This window comes from Pseudomonas sp. GP01-A4, from assembly GCF_058780865.1.
Map to the genome: position 1 here is coordinate 60,191 of NZ_JBYSWF010000002.1, position 24,197 is coordinate 84,387.

General features: G+C 60.8%; 26 protein-coding genes. 17 read left to right on the plus strand and 9 right to left on the minus strand.

Annotated elements, in window-relative coordinates:
* Nucleotides 1-27: 27 nt before the first annotated feature.
* A complete protein-coding gene (locus AC3WKX_RS02110; protein WP_003214613.1) occupies nucleotides 28-1,593 on the minus strand; it encodes a sigma-54-dependent phenylalanine hydroxylase transcriptional regulator PhhR in 1,566 nt (521 codons plus the stop codon).
* Between the two features lie 266 nt (nucleotides 1,594-1,859).
* Here AC3WKX_RS02110 and phhA point away from each other — a divergent pair, with 266 nt between their 5' ends.
* The 3 genes from phhA to AC3WKX_RS02125 all read left to right on the plus strand — a co-directional run bounded on the left by phhA (nucleotide 1,860) and on the right by AC3WKX_RS02125 (nucleotide 4,308).
* A complete protein-coding gene (gene phhA / locus AC3WKX_RS02115; protein ID WP_003214615.1) occupies nucleotides 1,860-2,651 on the plus strand; it encodes a phenylalanine 4-monooxygenase in 792 nt (263 codons plus the stop codon).
* Between the two features lie 104 nt (nucleotides 2,652-2,755).
* Nucleotides 2,756-3,112: a 4a-hydroxytetrahydrobiopterin dehydratase gene (locus tag AC3WKX_RS02120; RefSeq protein ID WP_010166022.1), complete on the plus strand. Its 357-nt coding sequence runs from the start codon at nucleotides 2,756-2,758 to the stop codon at nucleotides 3,110-3,112.
* Nucleotides 3,112-4,308 carry an amino acid aminotransferase gene (locus AC3WKX_RS02125; protein ID WP_102604680.1) on the plus strand — a complete coding sequence of 399 codons (1,197 nt, stop codon included), beginning with the start codon at nucleotides 3,112-3,114 and terminating at the stop codon, nucleotides 4,306-4,308. Before AC3WKX_RS02120 ends, AC3WKX_RS02125 begins: the two co-directional genes overlap by 1 nt.
* A gap of 141 nt (nucleotides 4,309-4,449) precedes the next feature.
* Here the strand turns inward: AC3WKX_RS02125 and AC3WKX_RS02130 are convergent, their stop codons facing one another.
* Nucleotides 4,450-5,259, minus strand: a complete 810-nt coding sequence (locus AC3WKX_RS02130; protein ID WP_003214618.1) for a UDP-2,3-diacylglucosamine diphosphatase — start codon at nucleotides 5,257-5,259, stop codon at nucleotides 4,450-4,452.
* Between the two features lie 133 nt (nucleotides 5,260-5,392).
* On the opposite strand from AC3WKX_RS02130, the gene AC3WKX_RS02135 reads away from it, so the two are divergent.
* Both AC3WKX_RS02135 and AC3WKX_RS02140 read left to right on the plus strand, forming a co-directional pair.
* Nucleotides 5,393-6,184: an AraC family transcriptional regulator gene (locus AC3WKX_RS02135; RefSeq protein WP_102606513.1), complete on the plus strand. Its 792-nt coding sequence runs from the start codon at nucleotides 5,393-5,395 to the stop codon at nucleotides 6,182-6,184.
* 154 nt (nucleotides 6,185-6,338) lie between these two features.
* The gene (locus AC3WKX_RS02140; RefSeq protein WP_003214622.1) at nucleotides 6,339-7,229 is read left to right on the plus strand and encodes a DMT family transporter; all 891 of its coding nucleotides are present in this window, start codon (nucleotides 6,339-6,341) and stop codon (nucleotides 7,227-7,229) included.
* Here the strand turns inward: AC3WKX_RS02140 and AC3WKX_RS02145 are convergent.
* Nucleotides 7,223-7,510, minus strand: coding sequence for an Rdx family protein (locus AC3WKX_RS02145; RefSeq protein WP_003214624.1), 288 nt, complete (start codon nucleotides 7,508-7,510; stop codon nucleotides 7,223-7,225). The genes AC3WKX_RS02140 and AC3WKX_RS02145 overlap by 7 nt on opposite strands.
* A gap of 83 nt (nucleotides 7,511-7,593) precedes the next feature.
* Here AC3WKX_RS02145 and AC3WKX_RS02150 point away from each other — a divergent pair, with 83 nt between their 5' ends.
* The gene (locus tag AC3WKX_RS02150; protein ID WP_003214625.1) at nucleotides 7,594-9,783 is read left to right on the plus strand and encodes a patatin-like phospholipase family protein; all 2,190 of its coding nucleotides are present in this window, start codon (nucleotides 7,594-7,596) and stop codon (nucleotides 9,781-9,783) included.
* A 132-nt stretch (nucleotides 9,784-9,915) separates the two neighbouring features.
* Here AC3WKX_RS02150 and AC3WKX_RS02155 read toward each other — a convergent pair whose 3' ends face one another.
* Nucleotides 9,916-10,350 (minus strand): MarR family transcriptional regulator, encoded by a 435-nt coding sequence (locus AC3WKX_RS02155; RefSeq protein ID WP_004371158.1) that lies wholly within the window; start codon nucleotides 10,348-10,350, stop codon nucleotides 9,916-9,918.
* A gap of 121 nt (nucleotides 10,351-10,471) precedes the next feature.
* Nucleotides 10,472-12,598, minus strand: coding sequence for a DNA helicase RecQ (gene recQ / locus AC3WKX_RS02160; protein WP_004371161.1), 2,127 nt, complete (start codon nucleotides 12,596-12,598; stop codon nucleotides 10,472-10,474).
* A 276-nt stretch (nucleotides 12,599-12,874) separates the two neighbouring features.
* Here recQ and AC3WKX_RS02165 point away from each other — a divergent pair, with 276 nt between their 5' ends.
* Together AC3WKX_RS02165 and AC3WKX_RS02170 are read left to right on the plus strand one after the other, a co-directional pair.
* Nucleotides 12,875-13,462 (plus strand): UPF0149 family protein, encoded by a 588-nt coding sequence (locus tag AC3WKX_RS02165; protein ID WP_004371163.1) that lies wholly within the window; start codon nucleotides 12,875-12,877, stop codon nucleotides 13,460-13,462.
* Between the two features lie 20 nt (nucleotides 13,463-13,482).
* A complete protein-coding gene (locus AC3WKX_RS02170; RefSeq protein WP_102606413.1) occupies nucleotides 13,483-13,875 on the plus strand; it encodes a YbaN family protein in 393 nt (130 codons plus the stop codon).
* Nucleotides 13,876-13,930: 55 nt separating this feature from the next.
* On the opposite strand, the gene AC3WKX_RS02175 is transcribed toward AC3WKX_RS02170, so the two are convergent.
* Together AC3WKX_RS02175 and AC3WKX_RS02180 are read right to left on the minus strand one after the other, a co-directional pair.
* Complete coding sequence (locus tag AC3WKX_RS02175) at nucleotides 13,931-14,617, minus strand: HAD-IA family hydrolase (RefSeq protein ID WP_004371166.1); 687 nt, start codon at nucleotides 14,615-14,617, stop codon at nucleotides 13,931-13,933.
* Nucleotides 14,618-14,721: 104 nt separating this feature from the next.
* Entirely contained in the window at nucleotides 14,722-15,570 is an 849-nt protein-coding gene (locus tag AC3WKX_RS02180; RefSeq protein ID WP_087692746.1) for an oxidoreductase, read from the minus strand.
* A gap of 97 nt (nucleotides 15,571-15,667) precedes the next feature.
* Between AC3WKX_RS02180 and AC3WKX_RS02185 the strand changes: the two genes are divergently transcribed.
* Both AC3WKX_RS02185 and AC3WKX_RS02190 read left to right on the plus strand, forming a co-directional pair.
* On the plus strand, nucleotides 15,668-16,564 hold the full coding sequence (locus AC3WKX_RS02185) for a LysR family transcriptional regulator (RefSeq protein ID WP_004371170.1): 897 nt from the start codon (nucleotides 15,668-15,670) through the stop codon (nucleotides 16,562-16,564).
* A 24-nt stretch (nucleotides 16,565-16,588) separates the two neighbouring features.
* Nucleotides 16,589-16,945 (plus strand): DUF2784 domain-containing protein, encoded by a 357-nt coding sequence (locus AC3WKX_RS02190; RefSeq protein ID WP_087692747.1) that lies wholly within the window; start codon nucleotides 16,589-16,591, stop codon nucleotides 16,943-16,945.
* Here AC3WKX_RS02190 and AC3WKX_RS02195 read toward each other — a convergent pair.
* Nucleotides 16,932-17,900, minus strand: coding sequence for an SDR family oxidoreductase (locus tag AC3WKX_RS02195; protein ID WP_102606414.1), 969 nt, complete (start codon nucleotides 17,898-17,900; stop codon nucleotides 16,932-16,934). The two genes, AC3WKX_RS02190 and AC3WKX_RS02195, sit on opposite strands and share 14 nt — an antisense overlap.
* A 96-nt stretch (nucleotides 17,901-17,996) precedes the next feature.
* Here AC3WKX_RS02195 and AC3WKX_RS02200 point away from each other — a divergent pair, with 96 nt between their 5' ends.
* The 7 genes from AC3WKX_RS02200 (at nucleotide 17,997) to AC3WKX_RS02230 (ending at nucleotide 23,400) form a co-directional block, all read left to right on the plus strand.
* Nucleotides 17,997-18,881, plus strand: coding sequence for a LysR family transcriptional regulator (locus AC3WKX_RS02200; RefSeq protein ID WP_102606415.1), 885 nt, complete (start codon nucleotides 17,997-17,999; stop codon nucleotides 18,879-18,881).
* A 54-nt stretch (nucleotides 18,882-18,935) separates the two neighbouring features.
* Entirely contained in the window at nucleotides 18,936-19,514 is a 579-nt protein-coding gene (locus AC3WKX_RS02205) for a DUF4337 domain-containing protein (RefSeq protein ID WP_008434886.1), read from the plus strand.
* Between the two features lie 68 nt (nucleotides 19,515-19,582).
* Nucleotides 19,583-20,245, plus strand: a complete 663-nt coding sequence (locus AC3WKX_RS02210; protein ID WP_102606416.1) for a M24 family metallopeptidase — start codon at nucleotides 19,583-19,585, stop codon at nucleotides 20,243-20,245.
* A 17-nt stretch (nucleotides 20,246-20,262) separates the two neighbouring features.
* The gene (locus AC3WKX_RS02215; RefSeq protein ID WP_008434891.1) at nucleotides 20,263-20,616 is read left to right on the plus strand and encodes a gamma-glutamylcyclotransferase family protein; all 354 of its coding nucleotides are present in this window, start codon (nucleotides 20,263-20,265) and stop codon (nucleotides 20,614-20,616) included.
* Between the two features lie 333 nt (nucleotides 20,617-20,949).
* Nucleotides 20,950-21,219, plus strand: coding sequence for a hypothetical protein (locus AC3WKX_RS02220; protein WP_004371186.1), 270 nt, complete (start codon nucleotides 20,950-20,952; stop codon nucleotides 21,217-21,219).
* A 1,138-nt stretch (nucleotides 21,220-22,357) separates the two neighbouring features.
* Nucleotides 22,358-22,696, plus strand: coding sequence for a hypothetical protein (locus AC3WKX_RS02225; RefSeq protein WP_057709724.1), 339 nt, complete (start codon nucleotides 22,358-22,360; stop codon nucleotides 22,694-22,696).
* 23 nt (nucleotides 22,697-22,719) lie between these two features.
* Nucleotides 22,720-23,400 carry an SOS response-associated peptidase family protein gene (locus AC3WKX_RS02230; RefSeq protein WP_102604847.1) on the plus strand — a complete coding sequence of 227 codons (681 nt, stop codon included), beginning with the start codon at nucleotides 22,720-22,722 and terminating at the stop codon, nucleotides 23,398-23,400.
* Here the strand turns inward: AC3WKX_RS02230 and AC3WKX_RS02235 are convergent.
* Nucleotides 23,397-24,191 carry a DNA adenine methylase gene (locus tag AC3WKX_RS02235; protein WP_102604846.1) on the minus strand — a complete coding sequence of 265 codons (795 nt, stop codon included), beginning with the start codon at nucleotides 24,189-24,191 and terminating at the stop codon, nucleotides 23,397-23,399. The two genes, AC3WKX_RS02230 and AC3WKX_RS02235, sit on opposite strands and share 4 nt — an antisense overlap.
* Nucleotides 24,192-24,197: the final 6 nt, after the last annotated feature.

The following is a 24,197-nucleotide window of genomic DNA, read 5'->3' on the forward strand; positions in this document are numbered from 1 at the left end:
ATCGCAGGCAAGCCAGCTCCCACAGGCTTAACCGCGTTCGGCTTTGACGACTTCGTAGTCGCGCAATTTGTTGGCGATGGTGGTGTGGGACACGCCCAGCCGCTTGCCCAACAGACGGCTGCTGGGATGTTCGGCATACAACTGCGCCAGCACCGCCTTTTCAAAGCGCCCGACGATCTCCTCCAACCCGCCTTCCAGGGAAAAATCCCCCAGCGGCTGGCGCACGCCATAGTCCGGCAGGCGAATGTGCTCGGCCTTGACGGTGCCGCCCTCACACAGCGAAACCGCCTGGAACAGCACGTTCTCCAACTGCCGCACATTCCCCGGCCAGTGGTAATGGCTGAGGCGTTCCATCGCCGCCGGTGCGAGCTTGGGCAGCGGGCAGCCGATCTGCCGGCTGGCCTGATCCAGGAAGTGCTCCACCAGCGGCGGCAAACCGTCGAGGCACTCGCGTAGCGGCGGGATATGCAGCGAGAGCACATTGAGACGATGGTAAAGGTCCTGGCGGAATTCGCCCCGGGCGCACAGTTCGGAAAGGTCCACCTGGGTCGCGCAGATCACCCGCACATCCAGGTACACCTCTTCATCACTGCCTACACGGCGAAAGCAGCCGTCCTGCAGAAAGCGCAGCAACTTCACCTGCAACCGCGCGCTCATTTCGCCGACGCCGTCGAGAAACAACGTACCGCCCGCCGTCAGCTCCAGCAGTCCCAACTTGCCCTCCGCCCTCGCCCCTTCAAAGGCGCCGGGACCATAGCCGAACAACTCGGTCTCGGCCATGGACTCGGGCAAACCGGCGCAGTTGAGCGCCATCAACGGCGACTGGCCGCGTGGGCTGGCCAGGTGACAAGCGCGGGCCAGCAACTCTTTGCCGGTGCCGGTTTCGCCTTCTATTAATAGAGGCGCATCCAACGGTGCCATGCGCCGAGCCTCACGCACCACGGCGGCCATGACCCTGGAGCTTTGGAAAATGCTGTCGAAGCCGCGCAGTTCCTGCTTGCGCACATTGTAGATACGCTCACCCACCCGGTCGGCGCGGTGCAGGGTCAGTACGGCGCCGGCCATGGCTTCGCTGTCGTCATGCTCGGAGGATTGCAGCGGCGCAATATCGGCCAGGAATACATCGCCCTTGACCTTGACCCGCAGGCCGTTGATTCGCGATTTGCTGGCCCGTACCAGTTCCGGCAAATCGAAATCTTCGGCGTAGCGTGACAACGGAATGCCCGGCACCTCATCCACCCGTACTCCGAGCAACTGCGCCGCCGCGCGGTTGGCCGCGACGATGGAGCCGCCCATGTCGATGGACAGCACCGGAAACTCCAGCGCCCCCAGCAGCGCGTTGAGCTCCATATGCCGACGCTCGCTGGGCATCAGCCCTACCCGCTTGACGCCAAATACCCCGGCAATCGCCTCGAACTGCGGGCGCAATGCCTGGAACTGCAGGTTCACCAGGTTCGGGCAATAGAGGTAGATGGCGTTGCCGTGCTCGCCACCGACCTCGCCCTTGGCAACGTTCACGCCGTACTCCACCAGCAGGTTGAGGATGTCCCGCAGGATGCCGATGCGGTTCTGGCAATGCACTTTGATACGCATGAGAAGGCCCGAAGAGGTGGAGTCGCTGCGTCTTTTTGCCGCTGGCCGCAGATAATCGTCAAGATTATGTGACAGCTGCGAGGCGATTCACACCCAAAATACGCCACAGGGAGAACGAATTGCCTCAGCCGTAACGAAAACTTTACGAATCTCAGTAACTTTTCCTACAAAAGCATGGCGCAGGAGGATGGCTTCCTGGCCCAGGCGGCGTATCAATAGGCTCATCCCAGGACATAACAAGAACGAATGCCTAGCAGGAGAGCAGTATGAAGCAGACGCAGTACGTGGCCCGCGAGCCCGACGCGAACGGTTTTATCGACTACCCGCCCGAAGAACACGCGGTGTGGAACACCTTGATCACGCGCCAACTGAAAGTGATCGAGGGCCGCGCCTGCCAGGAATACCTGGACGGCATCGACAAGCTCGGCCTGCCCCACGACCGCATTCCACAGCTGGCGGAAGTCAACAAAGTGCTGGCCGAGACCACGGGCTGGCAAGTCGCCCGGGTGCCGGCGCTGATCCCCTTCCAGACTTTTTTCGAATTGCTCGCCAACAAGCAGTTTCCGGTGGCGACGTTTATTCGTACCCGTGAAGAGCTGGATTACCTGCAGGAACCGGACATTTTTCACGAGATCTTCGGCCATTGCCCACTGCTGACCAACCCCTGGTTCGCGGAATTCACCCACACCTACGGCAAGCTCGGCCTGGCCGCCACCAAGGAACAGCGCGTGTACCTGGCGCGCCTGTACTGGATGACCATCGAGTTCGGCCTGGTGGACACGCCCGAAGGCCGGCGCATCTACGGTGGCGGCATCCTGTCTTCGCCCAAGGAGACCGTGTACTGCCTCTCGGACGTGCCCGAGCATCAAGCCTTCGACCCGCTCGAAGCGATGCGCACGCCATATCGCATCGACATCCTGCAACCCGTGTACTTCGCCCTGCCCAACCTCAAGCGCCTGTTCGAAGTGGCGCAGGAAGACATCATGGGCATGGTCGAACGCGGGATGCAGTTGGGGCTGCACGCACCGAAGTTCCCGCCCAAGCCAAAAGCGGCTTGAACTGCGGCTTTTAGGGCCAGGTGAGTCTGTTCCCTGGCCCCGCGTTGCTTTAGGGTGACGCTACTGACGACCGTTTCCAAATACTCGATTTCAGGAATACCCACATGACCACGTTGAACCAAGCCCACTGCGAAGCCTGCCGCGCCGACGCCCCGCAAGTCAGCGACGAAGAGTTGCCGGTGCTGATCAAGCAGATCCCCGACTGGAACATCGAAGTACGCGATGGCGTGATGCAGCTGGAAAAGGTCTTCCTGTTCAAGAATTTCAAATTCGCCCTGGCCTTCACCAACGCCGTGGGCGCGATCTCCGAAGCTGAAGGCCATCACCCGGGCCTGCTCACCGAATGGGGCAAAGTCACCGTGACCTGGTGGAGCCACTCCATCAAGGGCCTGCACCGCAACGACTTCATCATGGCCGCGCGCACCGACGAAGTGGCCAAGGATGCCGAGGGCCGCAAGTAATGCATTTCGACGCAATTGGCCGGGTGCCCGGAGACCCGATCCTCGGGCTGATGGAGCTGTATGCCCAGGACCCGAACCCGCTCAAGTTCGACCTCGGCGTGGGCGTGTACAAGGACGACCAGGGCCTGACGCCGATCCCGCATTCGGTGAAACTGGCCGAGCAGCGCCTGGTGGAGCAACAAACCACCAAGACCTACATCGGCGGCCATGGCAACGCCGCGTTCGGCTCGCTGATCAGCGAGCTGGTGCTGGGCGCCGGTTCGCCACTGCTGAGTGAACGCCGCGCCGGCGCCACCCAGACGCCTGGCGGCACCGGCGCGCTGCGCCTGAGCGCCGACTTTATCGCCCACAGCCTGCCCGGCCGTGGCGTATGGCTGAGCAACCCGACCTGGCCGATCCACGAAACCATCTTCGCCAAGGCCGGGCTCAAGGTCAGCCATTACCCGTACGTGGGCAGCGACAATCGTCTGGACGTAGCGGCAATGCTGGCCACCCTGTCGACGGTGCCTGAGGGCGATGTGGTGCTGCTGCACGCCTGCTGCCACAACCCGACCGGTTTCGACCTGTCCCACGATGACTGGCGCCAGGTGCTGAAGATCGTCCAGGAACGTCAGTTGCTGCCGCTGATCGACTTTGCGTATCAGGGTTTTGGCGATGGCCTGGAACAGGATGCATGGGCCGTGCGGCTGTTCGCGGCTGAGCTGCCTGAAGTGCTGATCACCAGTTCCTGCTCGAAGAACTTCGGCTTGTACAGCGACCGTGTCGGCGCGTTGATTGTGTGCGCGGCGGACGCCGAGAAACTGACGGATGTGCGCAGCCAGCTGGCGTTCATTGCGCGTAACTTGTGGTCGACGCCGCCGGACCATGGTGCTGCTGTGGTGGCGACGATTCTCGGTGACGCCGGGCTGAAAAAGCAGTGGGCCGAGGAAGTGGAAGCGATGCGGGCGCGGATTGCGCAGTTGCGCTCCGGGCTGGTGGAGGCGTTGGCGCCCCATGGGTTGTCGGAGCGGTTTGCGCACATCGCGGCGCAACGCGGGATGTTTTCCTATACCGGGTTGAGTGCGGACCAGGTGAAGCAACTGCGGGACAAGCACAGCGTGTATATGGTCAATTCCGGGCGTGCGAACGTGGCGGGGATTGATGCGACGCGGTTGACGCTGTTGGCCGAAGCCATCGCGGATGTTTCCCACACCTGACTGAAGAAACCGGCTCCAAATGTGGGAGCGGGCTTGCTCGCGAATGCGGTGGGTCAGTCGAATTATCTGGTGACTGACCCACCGCATTCGCGAGCAAGCCCGCTCCCACATTTAGACCGAGTGAGTCTGTGGGTTTGAGGCTTAGCCCGCGACCATTTCGGCCTTTAGCTGTGCCTCTTTCGCCTGGGCATCCGCCAATCGATACAGCTCGATATGCCCGTCCCAGTGCTCGATCAGCGCCGTGCACGACTCCACCCAATCCCCGCAATTGAGGTAGTCCACCTCGCCCACCTTGCGAATCTCCGCATGGTGGATGTGCCCGCACACCACACCATGCAATTCGCGCTTGGTCACTTCATGGGCGATCGCTTCTTCAAAATCACTGATAAAGCTCACCGCCGTCTTGACCTTGTGCTTGAGGTACGCCGACAACGACCAATAGCCGTAGCCATAGCGCGCCCGCCAGTGGTTCAACCAGCGGTTGAGCGTGAGGGTGAATTCGTAGGCCGAATCGCCAAGGAACGCCAGCCAGCGGTGATACCGGGTGATCACGTCGAACTGGTCGCCATGGATCACCAGCAAATGCCGGCCATCGGCAGTCACGTGCACCGCTTCGTCCACCAACTGGATATTGCCAAGGATCAGCTTCGAATAACGCCGCAGGAATTCATCGTGGTTGCCGGTGACGTAGATCACCTCGGTGCCGCGCTTGCTCATGGTCAGCAGGCGGCGGATCACGTTGGTGTGGGCCTGGGGCCAATACATGCCGCTGCGCAGCTTCCAGCCGTCGATGATGTCGCCCACCAGGTAGACCTTGTCGGCGTGGTAGCCCTTGAGGAAATGCGAGAGGTGTTCGGCCTGGCAATCCCGAGTGCCCAAATGCACGTCGGAAATCCACAGGGTACGCACGCGTTGCTTGCGGCTGGGTTTGGCGAGTTCGGCGCTGGTCATGGGCATGCCTCACGGTGTTTTCGCGAGCTTGCGCCCACGGGATTAATAGCCCATGACAGTGTTGCGTCAGTCTGATGACAGCGCCCACAGGCGGCGAAGCGATGTAAACTGCGGGCCTGCCCAGGAGACTGCGATGAGACCCAACCTCACGCTACGCCACTACCCCGATGCGCCTATCGCCCATAGCCACGACCATGCACAGCTGGTGTTTGGCCTGTCCGGGCACCTGGACTTCGAGGTGGATGGCCGGGGCGGCCAGGTTCAGCACAGCAGTGTGATGGTGCTGCCCTACTCCGCCCATCACGCATGCCGCAGTCGCGATGGCAGCCGCTGCCTGGTGCTGGACGTGCCCGATGAGCACTGGCTGGCGCAGTCCCTGGGCGAGCATGCCGACGCCAGCCGCCGCTTGCTCGACCGGTGCGCACACCTGACCCTCGACAATCGCCAAAGCCAACTGGTGCAATGGCTGGCAAGCAGCCCGGTGGACGATCCGCTGATCGCCCAGCAAGGCGCCGTATTGCTGCTGGCCAGCCTCAACCTTGCGCAGCCGCCGGTGGGCAAGCGCCTGCCCTATGCCGCGTTCGATGCGCATATCCAGCGGCACGCCGCGCACCCACTGCAAGTGGCGGACCTGGCGAAGCTCGCCGACCTGTCCGTCGCCCGCCTGCATGCACGGTTTATCGCGGAAAGCGGGCAGACGCCGATGGACTACATCCGCACCCGTCGCTTGCAGATGGCCCGCGGCCTGCTGCGCGACAGCCAGCTGCCGATCGGCGAGATTGCCGCGCGGGTGGGCTATGGTTCGCAAAGTGCATTTGCTGCGGCGATGTTGCGCGAGTTTGGCCTCTCGCCCCGAGCCTTCAGACGAGCACCGCCCGGTGTAGGAGCTGGCTTGCCTGCGATAGCATCACCGCGCGCTATCTGAACGACCGAGTTGTCTGCATCGCAGGCAAGCCAGCTCCCACAGGGATCTTCACCAAGCAAGAGTCCTGCGACAAAAGCCGCGAGCCCAACGACAGACGCGAATGCCTGCAACCCTCTAGACTGCGATCCTGTAAACCCGTCGTTTAAGGATCGCAATGACTCCCCGCACAGCCCTCGGCGCCCTGCATATCGGCGCATTGATGTTTGGCCTCACTGGTGTGTTCGGCAAACTGGCGGCCGCTTCGCCGGCGATTATCGTGTTCGGCCGCGCCGCGTTCGCGGTCATTGCCCTGGCGATCTTTGCGCGCTTTGCCAGCAACACGCCCTGGCAGAAGCTGCAAGCCCGCGACTGGCGCCGCCTGCTGGTCAGCGGCCTGCTGCTGGCCGGGCATTGGGTGAGTTTCTTTATTGCGGTAAAGGTCGCCGGTGTGGCCATCGCCACCTTGGGCTTCGCCACCTTCCCGGCGTTCACGGTGATTCTCGAAGGCCTGATTTTCCGCGAGCGGATTCGCGCCAACGAGATCCTGCTGGTGGTGCTGGTGAGCATCGGCCTGGTGCTGGTCACGCCGGATTTCAATCTCGCCAGCCAGGCCACCAGCGGCTTGTTGTGGGCGGTCGGCTCCGGGTTGTTGTTCTCGCTGCTGTCGCTGAACAACCGCGCCAGTGGGCGCATCCCGCCGGTGCAGGCCGCCTTGTGCCAGAACGTGGTGGTAGCGCTGTGCCTGTTGCCCGTCGCCGCGCCCGGGCTGGCCGAAGTGCGACCACTGGACTGGCTGTGGATCGGCCTGCTCGGGGTGTTCTGCACCGGCCTGGCCCATAGCCTGTTTGTCGCCAGCCTCGCGGTGCTCAAGGCGCGCACGGCGGCGGTGGTGTTTGCCATGGAGCCGGTGTACGGCATCACCGCGGCCTGGCTGCTGTTTGCTGAAACGCCGACCCTGCGCATGCTGATGGGCGGCGCGCTGATCATCGTGGCCATCGTGGTGTCCGGGCTGATGGGCGGCGCCAAACCGGCCAAGCAGCCGGCCACCACGGCCGAGGTTCACTGAGTACGGTCGTTATGCCCCAGGTCCCGTTGTGGGTCGATCTGGTCGCGCACTCTTTGCTTGAGCACCTTGGCTTCCGGGAAGCCCCCGTCGGCCTTGCGTTCCCAGATCTGCACACCGTCGCAGGTAATCCGAAACGCACCGCCGGTGGCCGGCTCCAGGGCCACTTTGCCGAGGTCATCGGCGAACGTGCTCAGCAGTTCCTGGGCCAGCCAGGCGGCGCGCAGCAGCCACTGACACTGGGTGCAATAGGTGATGACAATCTCGGGCTTGGCCGCTGACATGAATTGACTGGCTCCTGCTTGGCGGGTTGAAAGGATCGAGTGGCTATAATACCGGCCTTTATCGTCCTGCCTTGAGATTGATGATGCGCCGCCTGTTGTCCTGCCTGTTGCTGTGCCTGTTCCCTGTCCTCGTCCAAGCCGTCGAAAACCCGCGCCCGAAGATCGGCCTGGTGCTCTCCGGCGGTGCCGCCCGTGGCCTGGCGCACATTGGCGTGCTCAAGGCCCTGGAAGAACAGGGCATCCACATCGATGCGATTGCCGGCACCAGCATGGGTGCGGTGATCGGCGGGCTGTACGCCTCGGGCTACAAGATCGACGAGCTGGAAAAACTCGCGCTGAACATCGACTGGAAGCTTGCCCTGTCTGACGCGCCACCGCGGGAAGACGTGCCATTCCGGCGCAAGCAGGATGACCGGGATTTCCTGGTCAAACAGAAACTCAGCTTCCGCGACGACGGCAGCCTCGGCCTGCCACTGGGGGTGATCCAGGGTCAGAACCTGGCCTTGCTGCTGGAAAGCATGTTCGCCCACACCAGTAACGTGCGGGATTTCGACAAGCTGCCGATCCCCTTTCGCGCCGTGGCCACCGACATCACCAGTGGTGAAAAAGTGGTGTTCCGCAAAGGCCACCTGCCCCAGGTGATCCGCGCCAGCATGTCGATCCCGGCGGTGTTTGCCCCGGTGGAGCTGGATGGCCGGCTGCTGGTGGATGGCGGCATGACCGATAACATCCCGCTGGATGTGGCGCGGGAAATGGGGGTCGACATCGCCATCGTCGTCGACATCGGCACCCCGCTGCGCTCACGTAAGCAACTCAACACCGTGGTGGACGTGCTCAACCAGTCCATCACCCTGATGACCCGGCGCAATTCCGAAGAACAACTCAAGGCCTTGGCGCCCCGCGACGTGCTGATCCAGCCGCCCCTGGCCGCCTACGGGGTGACGGATTTCGGGCGCGCCAAGGACATGATCGACGCGGGCTACCGCGCCACCCGCGCACTCGACGTGCGCCTGGCGCACCTGCGCCCGGCCGAACCGGTGGACCCGTCGCTGGTGGCCGCGCGAACGCCCGGCGAGCGCAACCCGGTGATCACCGCAATCAAGGTAGAGAACGACTCCAAGGTGGGCGACGAGGTGATCCGCTACTACATCCGCCAGAACCTCGGCGAGCCCCTGGACCTGGCCCGCCTGCAAACCGACATGGGCACTCTGTACGGCCTGGATTACTTCGAACAGGTGCAATACCGCGTGGTGAAAAAGGGCAAGGACAACACCCTGGTCATCAGTGCCCGGGGCAAACGCAGCGGCACCGACTACCTGCGCCTGGGCCTGAACCTGTCGGATGACATGCGCGGCGACAGCGCCTTCAACCTCGGCGCCAGCTACCGCATGAACGGCATCAACCGCCTCGGCGCCGAATGGCTGACGCGGGTGCAGATCGGGGACAAGCAGGAGCTGTACAGCGAGTTCTATCAGCCGATGGACACCGGTTCACGCTACTTCGTCGCGCCCTATATCAGTGCCCAGGCGCAGAACGTCGAACTGATTGAAGACAATAACCCGATCTCCGAATACCGCCTGGAACGCTACGGCTTCGGCCTGAACGTGGGCCGGCAGATCGGCAACAGCGGCGAGATTCGTTTCGGCGTCGGCGAGGCCTGGGGCAAGGCGGATGTGCGCATTGGCGACCGGAATTCACCGAGCATCAACTTCAGCGAGGGTTTCTATGAGCTGAAGTACTCCTTCGACTCGTTCGACAACGTGTACTTCCCCCATACCGGCGAAGACATTGGCCTGGCCTTCCGGGAGTTCGAACCGGGGCTGGGTTCGGACCAGCGCTATCGCCAGTGGGAGTTCAAGCTGGACAAGGCCATGAGCAGCGGGCCGGACACACTGATCCTCGGCGGGCGCTATGGGCGCACCCTGGATAAGTCGGACGTGGTGATTTCCAGCTTCCTGCTGGGGGGCGCGCGGCAGCTGTCGGGCTTCCGGGAGGATGCGATTGCCGGGCAGAACATCAGCCTGATGCGCGCGGTCTACTATCGCCGGCTGACGCCGCGGTCTTATTTGCCGCTGGATTTCCCGTTGTACCTGGGCGCATCACTGGAGCGAGGGCGGGCTTGGAACAACGACAATGAATACGACAGCGGGTACATCAACGCCGCCAGTATTTTCCTGGGGTTTGATACGCCGCTGGGGCCGTTGAATTTCAGTTATGGGTTTAACGATGACAGTCAGCAGGCGGTGTACCTGAACCTGGGGCAAACCTTCTAACTACGCCGCAAAACCCATGTGGGAGCGGGCTTGCTCGCGAAGGCGGTGTGTCAGTCAGCACATGTATTCACTGACACTCCGCCTTCGCGAGCAAGCCCGCTCCCACATTTTTGATCTTCTGTGTACTTGGGATCAGGACTTCTCGAGATTTCCGAGGATGTGTTCATGCACCCGCATGCACACCCGCAGATCCTCTTCATCGACACCCACAAACAGCTCATGGCGCAAGGCCGTGGCGATGGTCTCGATCTGCTCGATCAGCGGCTTCGCGGTGTCGCACAGCACAATGCGCTTGGCGCGGCGGTCTTCCACCACGGCCTGGCGTTGCACCAGGCCCTGGCTTTCCAGGCTGTCGAGCAAACGGGCCAAGGTGGGCCCCTCTACCCCGACGCTCTGCGCCAGCTCACGCTGGGTAGGCGGTTCGGTAAAACGGGCCAGGTGCAGCAGCACCAGCCAGCGTGCCTGGGACAGTCCCAAACCTGCCAAGCGGCGATCCAGCTCGGCACGCCATCCTCGGGACATATGCGCCAACTGCATGCCAAAACGGTGTTGATCGGTTAACGGCATAAAAAACTCATGGATTAGACTGAAAATAAAGTGTGGCTAATTATTAGTCAGCTAAGCATGACCCATGCCAGTAGGCAAGACCCGGTATGTACTGATTCGTTACATTGTCGTAATTGGCACATCAAATCTCGAATTCCGACTGCAAAGCGGCCCTTACGCAGTACAAAACGCCCTCGGGAACGCGGCCGGTAAACAGCGGCGCAATCTCGGAAACGGGTGGCAATTCGCCTTCTCCGTCCAGAAATGCATCCTGGATTTCACCGAGCAAATCTTCCGGCAGATCAAGGGCCTGCTCCAACGACAACTGCTGCTTGCCAATGGACTCGGCGAGCAAGGTGTAGACGTTCTTTTCCGAGCACTGCAGCTGCCCGGCAATCTGGATCGGGGTCATGCCGGCACGGGCGAGGCTGATCAACTCGTGGCGGATGTCGGCGACCTCTTTCGGCGCCTCGACCTGGCCGCCGAGCACTTCGAGGAAGGCCTGGCCATAACGCTCCAGCTTGCGCGCACCGACGCCGCTGACCCTGGCCATCTCGCCGAGGGTAGTGGGATGGTCGCGGAGCATTTCCAGCAAGGTGGAGTCCGGGAAGATGACGTAAGGCGGCACGCTGTGTTCCTGCGCCAACTTCTTACGCAGCGCGCGCAGGGCTTCCCACTGTTCGCGCTCTTCGAAACGCACCAGTTGGCTGGCCTGGCTGGTGCTGCTCTTGGCGGTGGTTTGCGGCTTGAGGTCGCGGCGCAGCTCCAGGCTGACTTCGCCCTTGAGCAGCGGCCGGCAACTGTCGTTCAGGCGCAGGCCGCCGTAGCCTTCCAGGTCGATGTCCACCAGGCCACGGGCGACCATCTGCCGGAACAGCGAGCGCCACTCGCCTTCGGCGCGGGCCTTGCCCACACCGTAGACCGAGAGTTTTTCGTGGCCGAAGCTGCGAATCTTTTCATTGTCCTTGCCCAGCAACACGTCCACCAGGTGGCCGACGCCATAGCGCTGGCCGGTGCGGTAGATCGCCGACAACGCCTGGCGCGCCGGCTCGGTGGCGTCCCAGGTCTGCACGCCGTCCACGCAGTTGTCGCAGTGGCCGCAGGGCTTGGGCATGTCTTCGTCGAAGTAGGCGAGCAAGGTCTGGCGACGGCAGCGGGTTTCTTCACACAGCGACAGCATCGCGTCGAGCTTGTGCTGTTCCAGGCGCTTGTGGCGCTCGTCGCCTTCGGAGTTCTGCAGCATCTGCTTGAGCATCACCACGTCTTGCAGGCCGTAGACCATCCACGCATCCGCCGGCAGGCCGTCACGGCCGGCACGCCCGGTTTCCTGGTAGTACGCCTCAAGGGATTTGGGCAAATCCATGTGGGCCACGAAGCGCACGTTGGATTTGTCGATGCCCATGCCGAACGCGATGGTGGCGACCATGATCAGGCCTTCCTCGTTGAGGAAGCGCTTCTGGTGGTAGGCCCGCAGTTCGTTGGGCAAACCCGCGTGATACGGCAGTGCCGGGTAGCCTTGTTCACTGAGGAATGCGGCGACCTCATCGACCTTCTTGCGCGACAGGCAATAGACAATGCCGGCGTCGCTGCGCCGATCGGAGAGGAACGCCAGCAACTGCTTGCGCGGCTGTTCCTTGGGCACAATGCGGTAAAAGATATTCGGCCGGTCGAAGCTCGAGAGGAAGCGCTCGGCGTTCTGCAGGTGAAGGCGCTCGACGATTTCTTCGCGGGTCCGCTTGTCGGCGGTGGCGGTCAGGGCGATGCGCGGGACGTTGGGGAACAGTTCCGCCAGTTGGCCCAGTTGCAGGTATTCACGACGGAAATCGTGGCCCCATTGGGACACACAGTGGGCTTCGTCGATAGCGAACAGGGCGATTTCCAGACTCTGCAGGAACGCCAGCATCCGTGGCTGCACCAGGCGCTCGGGGGCGAGGTAAAGCATCTTCACTTCGCCGCGCTTGATCCGGGCGGCGAGGTCGCGCTGCTGTTCGGCGCTGAGGGTGGAGTTCAGCGAAGCGGCCGCCACGCCGAGCTCTTCAAGGGTGGCCACCTGGTCGTCCATCAGGGCGATCAACGGCGACACCACCACCGCAAGCCCTTCCCGCAGGAGTGCCGGTACCTGGAAGCACAGCGACTTGCCGCCGCCGGTAGGCATCAGGACAAGGGCATCGCCGCCGTTGGCCACGCGCTCAATGATCGCACCCTGGCGGCCACGAAAACTGTCGTAGCCGAAGATGTCCTTGAGGACGCGTTGAGCCTGCTCGAGCATGAAAAACTCCAAATATCGCCGAAATCCCTCTGTACAGGCTGGTCGAAAAAGCACGCTTGAGCGGGAAATAATCCGTAAGCGAACTTTTCCCGCGACTGGCGCTTGGCCTGCAGGGGCATCACAAAACGCGGCAGTATACCCGAGCGTTACCCGGCAAAGGGTGCCGTTGGTGAATTGCCGCCGGGCTCAAATACCTCTCAAATCTGTGCTGCGGCTGGCCTGGCAGCTCAAGAAAGCCTAGAATTGCCCATCGTTTATTCCCAAGGTAGTCCGTCAATGTCCTTCGCTGAGCAACTAACCCGCCTGCAAGCCTTCCTCGATGCCGATGAGCTGCACGACGAGGCGCTGGACTACGTGGCCGCCCACGGCTATCTGACCGCGCTGTCGATCTGCTCCGATGTCGTTCCCGACCGTGAATGGATCGACGCCCTGTTCTCCGAAGAGCCTCACTACAGTGATGCCGCCCAGCGCGAAGAAATCGAATCGACCCTGCTGGCCCTCAAGGCTCACATTGGCCGCCAACTGGCTTCCGATGAAGAGTTCGAACTGCCTTGCGACCTGGACCTGGGCGAAGACCCGGACGACTCCGAACTGCGCGGCTGGTGCATCGGTTTCATGGAAGGCGTGTTCCTGCGTGAAGAGGCCTGGTTCGAAACGGCTGAAGAAGAAGTCAGCGAAATGCTGCTGCCGATCATGGTCGGTTCCGGCCTGTTCGACGAGCAACCTGAGTTCTCCGACATCGCCGCCGACGCCAACCTGATGGACGACATGATCGTTCAGATCCCGGAAGCGCTGACCGCCCTGTACCTGCTGTGCAACGCACCTGACGAAAAGCCGGCGATCCTCAAGCCTCGCCACCACTAAGACCGTTGCCCGTGGCGCCCATGGGCAACCGTTCCGCGATCCTGCGTTACGTTCTGCTGGCCATCGGCTGGTTGAGCGTGGCGCTCGGGGTAATCGGCATCTTCCTGCCGGTGCTGCCCACTACCCCCTTCCTTCTGCTGGCTGCCGCCTGCTTTGCCCGTAGCTCCCCGCGCTTCTACCGCTGGCTGGTGGAACACCCGCGCCTGGGGCCGTGGATTCGTGACTATCTGGATGGCAACGGGATTCCGCTCAAGGGCAAGGTGTATGCCATTGGGTTGATGTGGGTGAGTATCGGGTTTTCCTGCTACCTGGTGCCGCTGATCTGGGCGCGAGGGTTCATGCTGACCAGTGCGGTGTTGGTGACGGTTTATATTTTGCGGCAGAAGACCTTGCCCAAGGCACCGCAGGACTAAATGTGGGAGCGGGCTTGCTCGCTCCCACATTTTTAATCCAGTCGCTTCAGAGGGATCAACGCATCGGCGGCAAGCCATACGCCGCCAAATCAAAGTCAGCCAACTTGCGAATAATCTGGTCGGCATGGTGATACTTGCTGTCCGCCATCGCCTCATCCGGCACCGCAATCGCGGTCATGTGCGCAGCCTTCGCCGCTGTCACGCCAAACGGCGAATCCTCAAACACCAGGCAATCCTCTGGTGCCACACCCAAGCGGCGCGCCGCCGTTAGGAAGATATCCGGCGCCGGCTTGGCCGCCCCGACCTCCGGGTCATCCGCCGTGACGATAGTGTCGAACAGCCCAAACCACTCACGGTGCAGCGTGGTCTTGTGGCCAAACGAATTGCGCGACGAACTGGTGCCCACGGCAATCGGAATGTTATGCGCCTTCAAGTGCCGCACCAGCGCCTCAGCACCCGGCATGCCCAAGGCCTTGGGGAAACGCTCGCTCATCAGCGGCTCGCGGATCACCAGGAATTCTGCGGGGGTAATCGGCAGGTCCAGCGCCTTGACCACGTAGTCGGCCAGGTCCTGGGCGCCGCGACCAATGATGTGCTGCTTGATCCCCCAGTCATAGGTACGGCCATAGCGTTCGGCGATGATCTGTGTGACTTCGGTGTAGATGCCTTCTGTGTCCAGCAACAACCCGTCCATATCGAAAATGACAGCCTTGATCGGGACAGCGGTACGCGGTGCATTCATCACTACAGATCCGTGGGCAAAAGGACTAAAAGGATTCAGCACAATAACGGCCAGCGTTACCTGCAAGCAACCGTTACGGCCTTGTGCCGAATCCAGTCAGTGCTTCACTCGGGAAAATCCGCCCCCTCAGTTACCTCAGCCCACGCATCAAAATCCGCACTCAGCGCCTTCACCTTGGTCCGCGCAAAGGTCAACGCAGCCTTGCCCAGCAACAGGCGCAATGGCGGTTGCTCAGCCTCCACCGCCTTGACGATGGCAATCGCCGCGCGCACCGGATCACCCGGCTGCTTGCCGCTGTAGTTGCGAACCATATTGGCCCGTGCCACCGCCGTTTCCTTGTAGTCGGCAATCCCGTGAGCCGCCTCGTTGGCCGAACGCCCGGCCCAGTCGGTGCGGAACGGGCCCGGCTCGACCAGCAACACCTTGATCCCCAACGGCGCGACTTCCTGGGACAGCGCCTCGGAAAGGCCCTCCACCGCAAACTTGGTCGCATTGTAGAAACTCAGCGACGGGAACGCCGCCACACCGCCCACCGAGGAAATGTTCACGATGCTGCCCGAGCGCCGGGCGCGCATGCCGGGCAAGGCCGCGCGGGTCATGGCGCTCAAGCCCCACACGTTGATTTCGAACATGTTGCGCACGTCATCCAGGTCGCTTTCTTCGAAGGAGCCGAAGTAGCCGACACCGGCGTTGTTGACCAGTACATCGATATGGCCGAAACGTTCTTCAGCTGCTTTGACAGCCGCCTCGACCTGGGCCTGGTCGGTAACGTCCAGCGTCAGGACCAGGGCGTTTTCTTCGTGACCGGCAACGATGTCTTGCACCTGCTGCGGATTACGCGCGGTGACCACGGTCGGGTAGCCGAGGCTCAGGGTGTGCAACGCCAGCTGGCGGCCGAAACCGGTGGAGCAGCCAGTGATGAACCAGACGGGTTTTGCGGTGGAAGTCGTCATAAAGGGCCAATCCTCGTGTGTGTAGGAAAAGTATGCGCGCCGCTGTTCTTGCTAAAAAGATGCATAATCCACAAGGCCCTTTCGGAAATACCACACAATGGACACGCCCGATTTTCAGCAGTTGCGACTGTTCCTGCAGGTCGCCCGCTCGAAAAGCTTCACCCAGGCGGCCGACGCCAGCAGCCTGTCGGTGTCGACCGTCAGCCATCGCGTGCGCGCCCTCGAGAAACAGTTGGGTGTGCAACTGCTCAACCGCACCACCCGCAGCGTCAGCGTGACCGAGGCCGGCGAGCAGTTGATCCAGAAGATCACACCGCTGCTGGAAGAACTGCAAACCAGCCTGCACAGCGTAGCAGCGGCGACGGTCGACGCCGCCGGCACCTTGCGCCTGAACATTCCCTCCACCGCCAGCCGAATGGTCCTGCAACCGTTGCTCCAGCGCTTCCTGCGCAAATACCCGGGCATCAACCTGGAAGTGGCGGTGGACAACAGCCTGGTGGACATCGTCGCCCAGGGTTTTGACGCGGGCATCCGCTACGACCATGTGCTGGCCGAAGACATGGTGGTGGTGCCGGTGGCGACGCAGTTGCGATTCGTCATCGTCGCCACGCCGCAGTATTTGCAGGGGCGCAAACTGCCCACTCATCCCCACGACTTGCTGGAGCATGAGTGCGTCAACTACCGCAGCGCGCAGACCGGCTCGCTGCACCGCTGGGACTTTGAAAAAGCCGGCAAGCAGATGCGGGTTACGGTAAAAGGCCGGCTGGCGACCAACGATGTTGAATTGATGGTGCGCGGTGCGCTGGACGGGTTTGGCTTTGCCTACGTGGCGCGCTCCAGCGTCGAGCAGTACCTGCAACGCGGTGAGTTGGTGGAGGTTTTGGACGACTGGATTGCCCACAGCGCGCTGTATTTGTATTACTTCAACCGTACGAACACGCCGAAGAAATTGCGGGTGTTTATCGAGTTCCTGAAGGAAGAATTCGGGACCTGATCCATTCAAAAAGCGAACCCCATCATGCTCTACCGCTTCGCCGCCGACGGCCTGGTGCTGTTTCATTTGTCGTTCATTCTGTTCGTGCTGTTTGGCGGTTTGCTCGCCCTGAGATGGCGGCCCGTGATGTGGCTGCACTTGCCCGCTGCTGCCTGGGGCGTTGCGGTGGAAGTGTTCCACCTGCCCTGCCCGCTGACACGCTGGGAAAACCTGTTTCGCCACCTGGCCGGGCAGGACGGTTATGGCGGCGGGTTTATCGAGCATTACATCCTGGCCCTGATCTACCCGGCCGGGCTGACGCCGCAGATTCAATTGGGGCTGGGCGCGCTGGTGCTGTTGATCAATATCGCGGTGTATGTGCGGCTGATCAGGCGCGCTTAGGCAAGCAGCCGATACCCACCAATGTCGCCTCAACCGCCTCGTCCAAAGGCGTGTGCGGTTCGCTGCCCAATATCTGTACGAGGCGGCGGTTGTCCATGCGCACCTCGGTTTGCCACAGGTAACGCATTTCCTGCATCTCGCGGAAGGTGGTGATAAAGGGCGCGGCCAGTTTCAGCAGCCACCACGGGAAAGCACGTACAGAAGGCTGTTGGCCGGTCCTGCGTGACACCACCCGCTGAATCGCCTGGCTCATCTGCCGACCATCGGCATCTATGTGCCCCGCCATATGAAAACGGGCGAAGGCATCAAGGCTGTCGCGGCGTGCAATCAACTCGACCATGGTCCTCGCCACATCAGGCAGGTAAGCCCACTGATGCCCCACGCCTGGTGCTCCCGGATAACTCACGCTGGCCACCGGTTTTGCGGGTTTGACCAGGCCTTGGGAAAACCAGCTGCTGCCGGCCTTGGCGCCGAAAAAATCGCCTGCCCGCACGATCAGCGCTCGTGCGCCCTGCCGGGTCGCCTCAAGCAAACGCTGCTCCAGCTCTACCCGGATCGCGCCCTTGCGGGTAAGGGGATGCTGCGGCGAATCTTCCTCCAACCGCGCGAATGCATCAGGCCCGAAGTTGTACACCGTGCCCGGCAAGACAATCGTCGCCCCTTCCGCGACTGCCGCCGCGATGCTGTTGTCGATCATCGGCAGCACCAGCTCCGCCCAGCGCTGGTAACCGGGCGGATTCACCGCATGCACGATCACCGAACAACCCCGGGCCGCTGCGACGACTTCCCCACGGTTCAGCGCATCACCTTTTATCCAGGTGAAATCGGCGTTCTGTTTGTGGGCCTTATCCACATCCCTCGTCAGGGCACATACCTGCCAGCCGGCAGCGAACAACTGCCGCGCCACCTCGCCACCAATCCCGCCTGTCGCGCCCAATACCAGAACCTTGTTCATGCTTTTTCCCCTGAGGGTTGTGTGATGGGGCGATTCTGTTCGCCGGCGAGCTATAGAGGAATTGCCGAAGATCATCCAGACGCTATACATTTATGCATGGCATCAAATATTGGTTGGGAGCTTTACCGGTCGTTCCTCGGGGTACTCAAGGAAGGATCGTTGTCGGGGGCCGCACGGCAGCTCGGCATCACGCAGCCCACGGTCGGGCGGCACATCGCTGCGCTGGAAAAATCCCTCAACGTGGTGCTGTTCACCCGCTCCGCCAGCGGCCTATTGCCCACGGCGGTCGCCCTCACCCTGCGCACCCATGCCGAAACCATGGAAACCACGGCTGCCGCCCTCGAGCGCGCCGCCTCTCCACAAGGCCCCGAAGTACGCGGCGTGGTACGGGTATCTGCCAGCGAAGTGATCGGCGTGGAAGTCCTGCCGCCGATCATCACCCGACTGCGCCAGCAGCACCCGCACCTCAGGGTCGAACTGGTGCTGAGCAATCGCCTGCTGGACCTGCTGCAACTGGAGGCCGACATCGCTGTGCGAATGGTCCGACCCAGCCAGGAACAACTTCTGGCGAAAAGGATCGGCGTTATCGAAGTCGGCCTGCATGCGCGCAACGACTACCTGCAACAGCATGGCATCCCCCAGGGCCTGAATGATCTCTCAGCTCATTCAGTCATCGGCTACGACCAGGAAAGCGCCTTCATCCGCAGCCTGGCCGTCAAAGGCTTCGACCGCAGCGCCTTTTCCCTCAGCAGCGACAGCGACCTCGCACAACTGGCCCTGATCCGCGCCGGCGCCGGCATCGGTGGCTGCCAGGTCAAACTGGCCCGGCAAGACGCCCGCCTGAGCCGAGTGCTGCCGGACGCATTTGCCCTGCAACTGGACACCTGGGTCACCATGCACGAAGACCTGCGCAACAGCCCGCGCTGCCGCGTCACCTTTGACGCCCTGGTGGCCGGTTTGCAGCATTACGTACAGGATTGAGACAGCTTCGCTGGTGAAGAATCAGAGTCCCTCAAACCCTTCATAGACGCCCCCATGTCCGAAGCCTTCGAAGTCCCCAGCCCCCACGAAAAACACGTCGAACACGCCACCGAACATGCCCACCGCAGCGGAGACAATTTCGCCAGCCGCATCGCCGTGATGACCGCCATCATGGCCACCGTCGGCGCCATGCTCAGCTACCAGGCCGGCTCCACCGAAAGCGAAGCGGCGATGGACAAAAACAACGCCGCCATCTTCAAGACCGAAGCCGCCAACCAGTGGAACTACTACCAGGCCAAATCCAGCCGGCAGAACCTTGCGGAGCTGGCGACGCATATTCCGGGGGTTGATGCCAAGCACTACACCGACGAGATCGAGCGTTATAAAACCCAGAAGGAAGACGTGCGCAAACAAGCCGAAAAGCTCGAAGCCACCTCGAAGGAATGGGATGAAAAGTCAGAACAGGCGCTGCATCAGCATCACCGCTGGGCGCAGGCGATGACCGCGATTCAGATCGCGATTTCGCTGGCGGCGATTACCTTGCTGACAAGGAAGGAATGGTTGAAGCGCATGGCGTATACCGCCGGTGGTGTGAGTGTGGTGTTGGGTGGGATGGCGTGGTTGCATATTTAGGTTCCATCCTGCCATCGCTATATAGTAAAACGCATAACGCCTGACACTATAAAGCCGAGGAAAAGCCGGTGACCGCACAATCATCCAAGGAAGCTGTGGGCGTCGCCTACAGCATCGACTCAATGCGCTACGCCCAGGCCATGACTTGGCGCGCCATCGAAGCTCTGTCCAAACTCATCCGCCCCGGCATGCTCGAATCCGAAGCCCGCGAGCTCGGCAAAAAAGTCCTCGCCGACCTCGACATGCAGCGCATCTGGCACCCGCTGCTGGTGCGCTTTGGCGCCAACACCCTCAAGACCTTCAAGGAACGCTCCGACGGCGACCCGGTGCTGGGGGAAAACGACATCTACTTCATCGACATGGGCGCCGTTTGGCAAGGCCATGAAGGTGATGCGGGGGCGACCTTCAGCACCGGTAACGACCCCGAGCTGAAGGCGTGTGCGAGCGCGGCAAAAGAGTTGTTTGATCGGGTTGAGCGGCGCTGGAGGAACGATAAAGTCGTCGGCCTGGAGCTGTATCGTTTTGCCGAAGAGCAAGCGAAGGCAATGGGTTGGGTGCTGAACCTGGACATCAAAGGGCACCGTGTCAGCGACTTTCCCCATGCGATTTACCGTGGCGGTGATCTTGGGGATTTTGACCAGTATCCGAATGAAGGGCTGTGGATTCTGGAGATACAGATCGCGCACCCGAGCGGGGCTTATGGTGCGTTTTACGAAGATTTGCTGGCTTAATTTTTCAAGGAATAAAGATGGAACGCTCGACCGAATTTCCCGTGCTGCTGTTTTCCTACGGCACGTTGCAGGACAAGGCTGTGCAGTTGGCCAACTTTGGTCGGGAGTTGGTGGGCCAGCAGGATGCGATGCTGGGGTATTCGACAAGCTGGGTAGAGATTACCGATCCCGAGGTATTGGCTGCGAGTGGCAAGACCCATCATCCGATTGTTTCGCCGAGCGGGCGGAATGAGGACAGTGTTGAGGGGATGGTGTTTCAGATTACCGAGCAGGAGCTGGCGGCGGCGGATGCGTATGAGGTGTCGGACTATAAGCGGGTTTCGGTGGGGCTGGCTTCGGGGTTGACGGCTTGGGTGTATGTGCAGGCTTGAGAGCGTGCAGTTGATCAATCGGAGTGATTTCCTACAGATCAATCGGAAGGCATGCCCTGCCGGGTTTGTGAGGTGGAGCATATAGTTCGCCGGTCGCGTACATGGCGACCGGGTTTGGCGACTCGACTACTAAGACGGCAGAAGCTTCCCGGCTAATTTGCGGGATGCTCCTGCGCGCAATAAGCTACCCAATGGTAGCTGTGCGTGGGAGACCTTCGGGTCTGCCGGCATTGTCCGTCTTGTTCCGGTTCGCCAACCCGCGTACGGCTGCCACCTTTTGTTTGGCGACAAATGTGTGGCTGCTCTCCTCCATTAAGAGAACGGACATCACATATGAACCAATACATGGCCCTCACCAGCAACGATTGCGAGACACCTGCCCTTTTTGTAGATACCACTGCGCCGCTGGACGTTTTGCTGGACGCTGCTGGGTATCGAATTCGTGCTGTTACTCAAGTTCTTGAAAATCTGGCACTGCGTGCGGAAATCAGCAGCGATACGGTTGTGCTCAGTGACTTTTCGCTACTGTGCTCGATTCCGTTGCGCGATGGTTGTGATTTGCTGGATGTTATAGGTCGGCGTATGGCCACGCAGTGTTCCTAAACCCATTGGCTTAATTTTCCTTAGCACAACCACATATTCAAACCCCAGAAACCACAAAACCCCTGATTTCTCTCGAAATCAGGGGTTTTGTTTACATCGAATTTGGCGGTGAAGGAGAGATTCGAAAGTACCCGCACCCTCGATCGCTCAGCCGAGGCCCCGGAATACAAGGGCTCCAGCGGTGCCGGTTGCGAGAAAGCATTCCCACGCCATTCCCACGGGCCTCAGATTGCACCGCGTTACGCGTGCGCATCACACGTGTAGGGGGGTGAGATTCGAAATCTAGAGGGGGGCAAAAAAAAGAGTAACATAAGTAATCCTGACCGTTTTTCACGCTCAAGCCATTGAAATTTAAGGTTTTTGCATTCCGACCAAAAAGTAATTTTTAAGTAATATTGAAGTAATCTGATTACTCTTTATAAATGTAATTCTCATTCTTATAAAAACCCTTTAAAAACAATAGCTTGGAAAATATTACCCTTTCAATTACTTCTCTGTTACTCCTTTTTGTAATACCGAACCCCACGGAATATGCGGCCTCCAGCCCATTACCCATACGTGGTTACTGAAATTACTCTTTTTGAAATACCCCCCCTCTACCTGCATAGCAACGCATCCAGACCTTTCGAAGGAATCCCCCCTCGGTGCAGGGTTCCGCAGGCTTTCAACCTCCCCACAATGCCAAGCAAGCGCCCAGCCTGAGCTGCCGGAAGTAGTCCGCAGGGGCGCAGAAAAACGACCCATTTAGCCCGCAGGCGAGGTGGGGGGACGACGGCGCGCGCTGGGTGATGAAGCACGTCACCGCCCCAATTGTGGCACGTCACTGCCCCGCCTGTGGCACGCCAACTCCCCGACCTGGCAGCCGCGAGCCGGGCCTGTCCCGGCTGCGACTGCGCGGTAGGCCAAACATGCTGAAAGCCCCGTGCTTATTGGCCCACGCAGCTCCCTACGCTTGCCGTGACAGCCAGCAAATGCTATGTTGGAGTGGGTTTTTTCATGCTGCTGAAGGGCAAACTTTCATCTATCTCAGCTGACATTTCCCTGCCAAAAACCTCTCTCCCCTACAGCTCGTCGCCTCAAATCGCGCCAGAGTCAAACCTCAATTACTGTATGCGTATACAGTATTGGATTCGCACTCATGAACAATGACGACGACACCTTCGGATGGCTGGGCCTTCCTACCCCGTTGGAAATGTACCGACAGCACTGCCGCCTACTGGAGAACGAGATCCAGGAACTGAACGCGCAGCTACGCAAAGCGCGGGCGGATGTTTTCGGTATCAGCCAGATGCTGTTGGACGCCCAGGCAAAGAACGCAGAGTTTGCTGGCTACCTTCGTCAGAAGGGTGGTGAAGCGGCTGAGATGCGGCAGCAGATCTCAAAGCTGACAACGTCCGACAACTTAAGCAGGCAAAAAGCAGATTGTTTGCAACAGATCATCAATGAAATGAGGCTTGGACCGATCACGATTGTCTAAGATCAAACGGAGAGGGCCTGACTATGTGCGGAAGACTGTCGCAGTACAGAGGAATCCATGACTTTGTTGCGGCACTGAGCATGCCCAATGCCTTGGCAAACTCGGTGGGTGATCAGCCGATCGAGCGATACAACGTAGCCCCAACCACCCAGGTGGCGTTACTGCACCTGCAGGGTGACCTGCTGCACGCTGATGCGGTTCGGTGGGGATGGAGGCCGCACTGGGCGAAAGACCGTGCCGCGCCCATCAATGCACGCGTCGAGAAAGTCGCCCACGGGCCGTTCTTCCGGGCGATCTGGCCACACCGGGCGATCACACCTATCGACAACTGGTTCGAATGGGTAGATGAAGGTGGGCCAAAGAAACAGCCTTATCTGATCCGTAGGCGGGACGGCTCGCCGATCTTATGCGCGGCCATCGGCCAACTACCTGACGCCGATGAAGGCCCAGGCGAGCATGACGGCTTTGTGATCATCACCGCCGACAGTGCCGGCGGCATGGTGGACATTCACGACCGAAGGCCCGTGGTACTGGCACCTTGCCTTGCCCGGGAATGGCTTGACCCGGCAACGCCGAAAGAGCGTGCCGAGCAGATGGTGTTGCACCAGGGCGAGCCGGCCGAGGCCTTTGAATGGTTCAAGGTCAGCGCCGCCGTGGGCAACGTGAGAAGCAAGGAAGCCAGTTTGATTCAGCCAGTGCCCTAGAACAGCCCCCCCAGTGCCGCCGGCTCCCAATTCATGATTACCAGCTCTCCGCTGATCTCGGCCTTCCCCTGCCGCTGATTGGTAGTGCTGTAACGAATGTCCACGGTTTCAAAGTGAAACCCCTCAAACACCCGTCGAATATCAGGGTGGTCGTTGATACTGACCATCACCTTACCCTTGCACCGCCGCATGAAATCGGCCATCCGCTCATAGTTTTCAAAGGGGAAGTCCACGCCATAGCCGGCGGTCTGCCAGTAAGGCGGGTCCATGTAATGGAAGGTGTGCGGCCGGTCGTAGCGCTCAGCACATTCAAGCCAGCCCAGGTTCTCGACATAGGTGCCAGACAGCCGCTGCCAAGCTGCAGACAGGTTCTCCTCGATCCGCAGTAGGTTAATGGCTGGGCCAGTTGTTGCGGTACCGAAGGTCTGTCCACTGACCTTGCCGGCGAAAGCATGGTGCTGCAGGTAGAAAAAACGCGCTGCCCGCTGGATGTCAGTGAGCGTTTCCGGCCTGGTCATTTTCTGCCATTCGAACACCTGGCGGGAGCTGAGCGCCCACTTGAACTGGCGCACGAACTCTTCCAGGTGGTTCTGCACGACCCGGTACAACGTCACCAGGTCGCCGTTGATGTCATTGAGAACTTCCACCGGCGCTGCCTGGGGGCGCATGAAATAAAGCGCGGCGCCTCCGGCAAAGACCTCGACGTAACATTCATGGGGCGGAAACAGCGGAATAAGACGATCTGCCAGGCGACGCTTGCCGCCCATCCACGGGATTATAGGTGTGCTCATAAGTGA

Bases quoted from the DNA above. Each gene is read 5' to 3' on its own strand.
- AC3WKX_RS02110 (WP_003214613.1), bottom strand. From the start codon at position 1,593: ATGCGTATCAAAGTGCATTGCCAGAACCGCATCGGCATCCTGCGGGAC.
- phhA (WP_003214615.1), top strand. From the start codon at position 1,860: ATGAAGCAGACGCAGTACGTGGCCCGCGAGCCCGACGCGAACGGTTTT.
- AC3WKX_RS02120 (WP_010166022.1), top strand. From the start codon at position 2,756: ATGACCACGTTGAACCAAGCCCACTGCGAAGCCTGCCGCGCCGACGCC.
- AC3WKX_RS02125 (WP_102604680.1), top strand. From the start codon at position 3,112: ATGCATTTCGACGCAATTGGCCGGGTGCCCGGAGACCCGATCCTCGGG.
- AC3WKX_RS02130 (WP_003214618.1), bottom strand. From the start codon at position 5,259: ATGACCAGCGCCGAACTCGCCAAACCCAGCCGCAAGCAACGCGTGCGT.
- AC3WKX_RS02135 (WP_102606513.1), top strand. From the start codon at position 5,393: ATGAGACCCAACCTCACGCTACGCCACTACCCCGATGCGCCTATCGCC.
- AC3WKX_RS02140 (WP_003214622.1), top strand. From the start codon at position 6,339: ATGACTCCCCGCACAGCCCTCGGCGCCCTGCATATCGGCGCATTGATG.
- AC3WKX_RS02145 (WP_003214624.1), bottom strand. From the start codon at position 7,510: ATGTCAGCGGCCAAGCCCGAGATTGTCATCACCTATTGCACCCAGTGT.
- AC3WKX_RS02150 (WP_003214625.1), top strand. From the start codon at position 7,594: ATGCGCCGCCTGTTGTCCTGCCTGTTGCTGTGCCTGTTCCCTGTCCTC.
- AC3WKX_RS02155 (WP_004371158.1), bottom strand. From the start codon at position 10,350: ATGCCGTTAACCGATCAACACCGTTTTGGCATGCAGTTGGCGCATATG.
- recQ (WP_004371161.1), bottom strand. From the start codon at position 12,598: ATGCTCGAGCAGGCTCAACGCGTCCTCAAGGACATCTTCGGCTACGAC.
- AC3WKX_RS02165 (WP_004371163.1), top strand. From the start codon at position 12,875: ATGTCCTTCGCTGAGCAACTAACCCGCCTGCAAGCCTTCCTCGATGCC.
- AC3WKX_RS02170 (WP_102606413.1), top strand. From the start codon at position 13,483: ATGGGCAACCGTTCCGCGATCCTGCGTTACGTTCTGCTGGCCATCGGC.
- AC3WKX_RS02175 (WP_004371166.1), bottom strand. From the start codon at position 14,617: ATGAATGCACCGCGTACCGCTGTCCCGATCAAGGCTGTCATTTTCGAT.
- AC3WKX_RS02180 (WP_087692746.1), bottom strand. From the start codon at position 15,570: ATGACGACTTCCACCGCAAAACCCGTCTGGTTCATCACTGGCTGCTCC.
- AC3WKX_RS02185 (WP_004371170.1), top strand. From the start codon at position 15,668: ATGGACACGCCCGATTTTCAGCAGTTGCGACTGTTCCTGCAGGTCGCC.
- AC3WKX_RS02190 (WP_087692747.1), top strand. From the start codon at position 16,589: ATGCTCTACCGCTTCGCCGCCGACGGCCTGGTGCTGTTTCATTTGTCG.
- AC3WKX_RS02195 (WP_102606414.1), bottom strand. From the start codon at position 17,900: ATGAACAAGGTTCTGGTATTGGGCGCGACAGGCGGGATTGGTGGCGAG.
- AC3WKX_RS02200 (WP_102606415.1), top strand. From the start codon at position 17,997: ATGGCATCAAATATTGGTTGGGAGCTTTACCGGTCGTTCCTCGGGGTA.
- AC3WKX_RS02205 (WP_008434886.1), top strand. From the start codon at position 18,936: ATGTCCGAAGCCTTCGAAGTCCCCAGCCCCCACGAAAAACACGTCGAA.
- AC3WKX_RS02215 (WP_008434891.1), top strand. From the start codon at position 20,263: ATGGAACGCTCGACCGAATTTCCCGTGCTGCTGTTTTCCTACGGCACG.
- AC3WKX_RS02220 (WP_004371186.1), top strand. From the start codon at position 20,950: ATGAACCAATACATGGCCCTCACCAGCAACGATTGCGAGACACCTGCC.
- AC3WKX_RS02225 (WP_057709724.1), top strand. From the start codon at position 22,358: ATGAACAATGACGACGACACCTTCGGATGGCTGGGCCTTCCTACCCCG.
- AC3WKX_RS02230 (WP_102604847.1), top strand. From the start codon at position 22,720: ATGTGCGGAAGACTGTCGCAGTACAGAGGAATCCATGACTTTGTTGCG.
- AC3WKX_RS02235 (WP_102604846.1), bottom strand. From the start codon at position 24,191: ATGAGCACACCTATAATCCCGTGGATGGGCGGCAAGCGTCGCCTGGCA.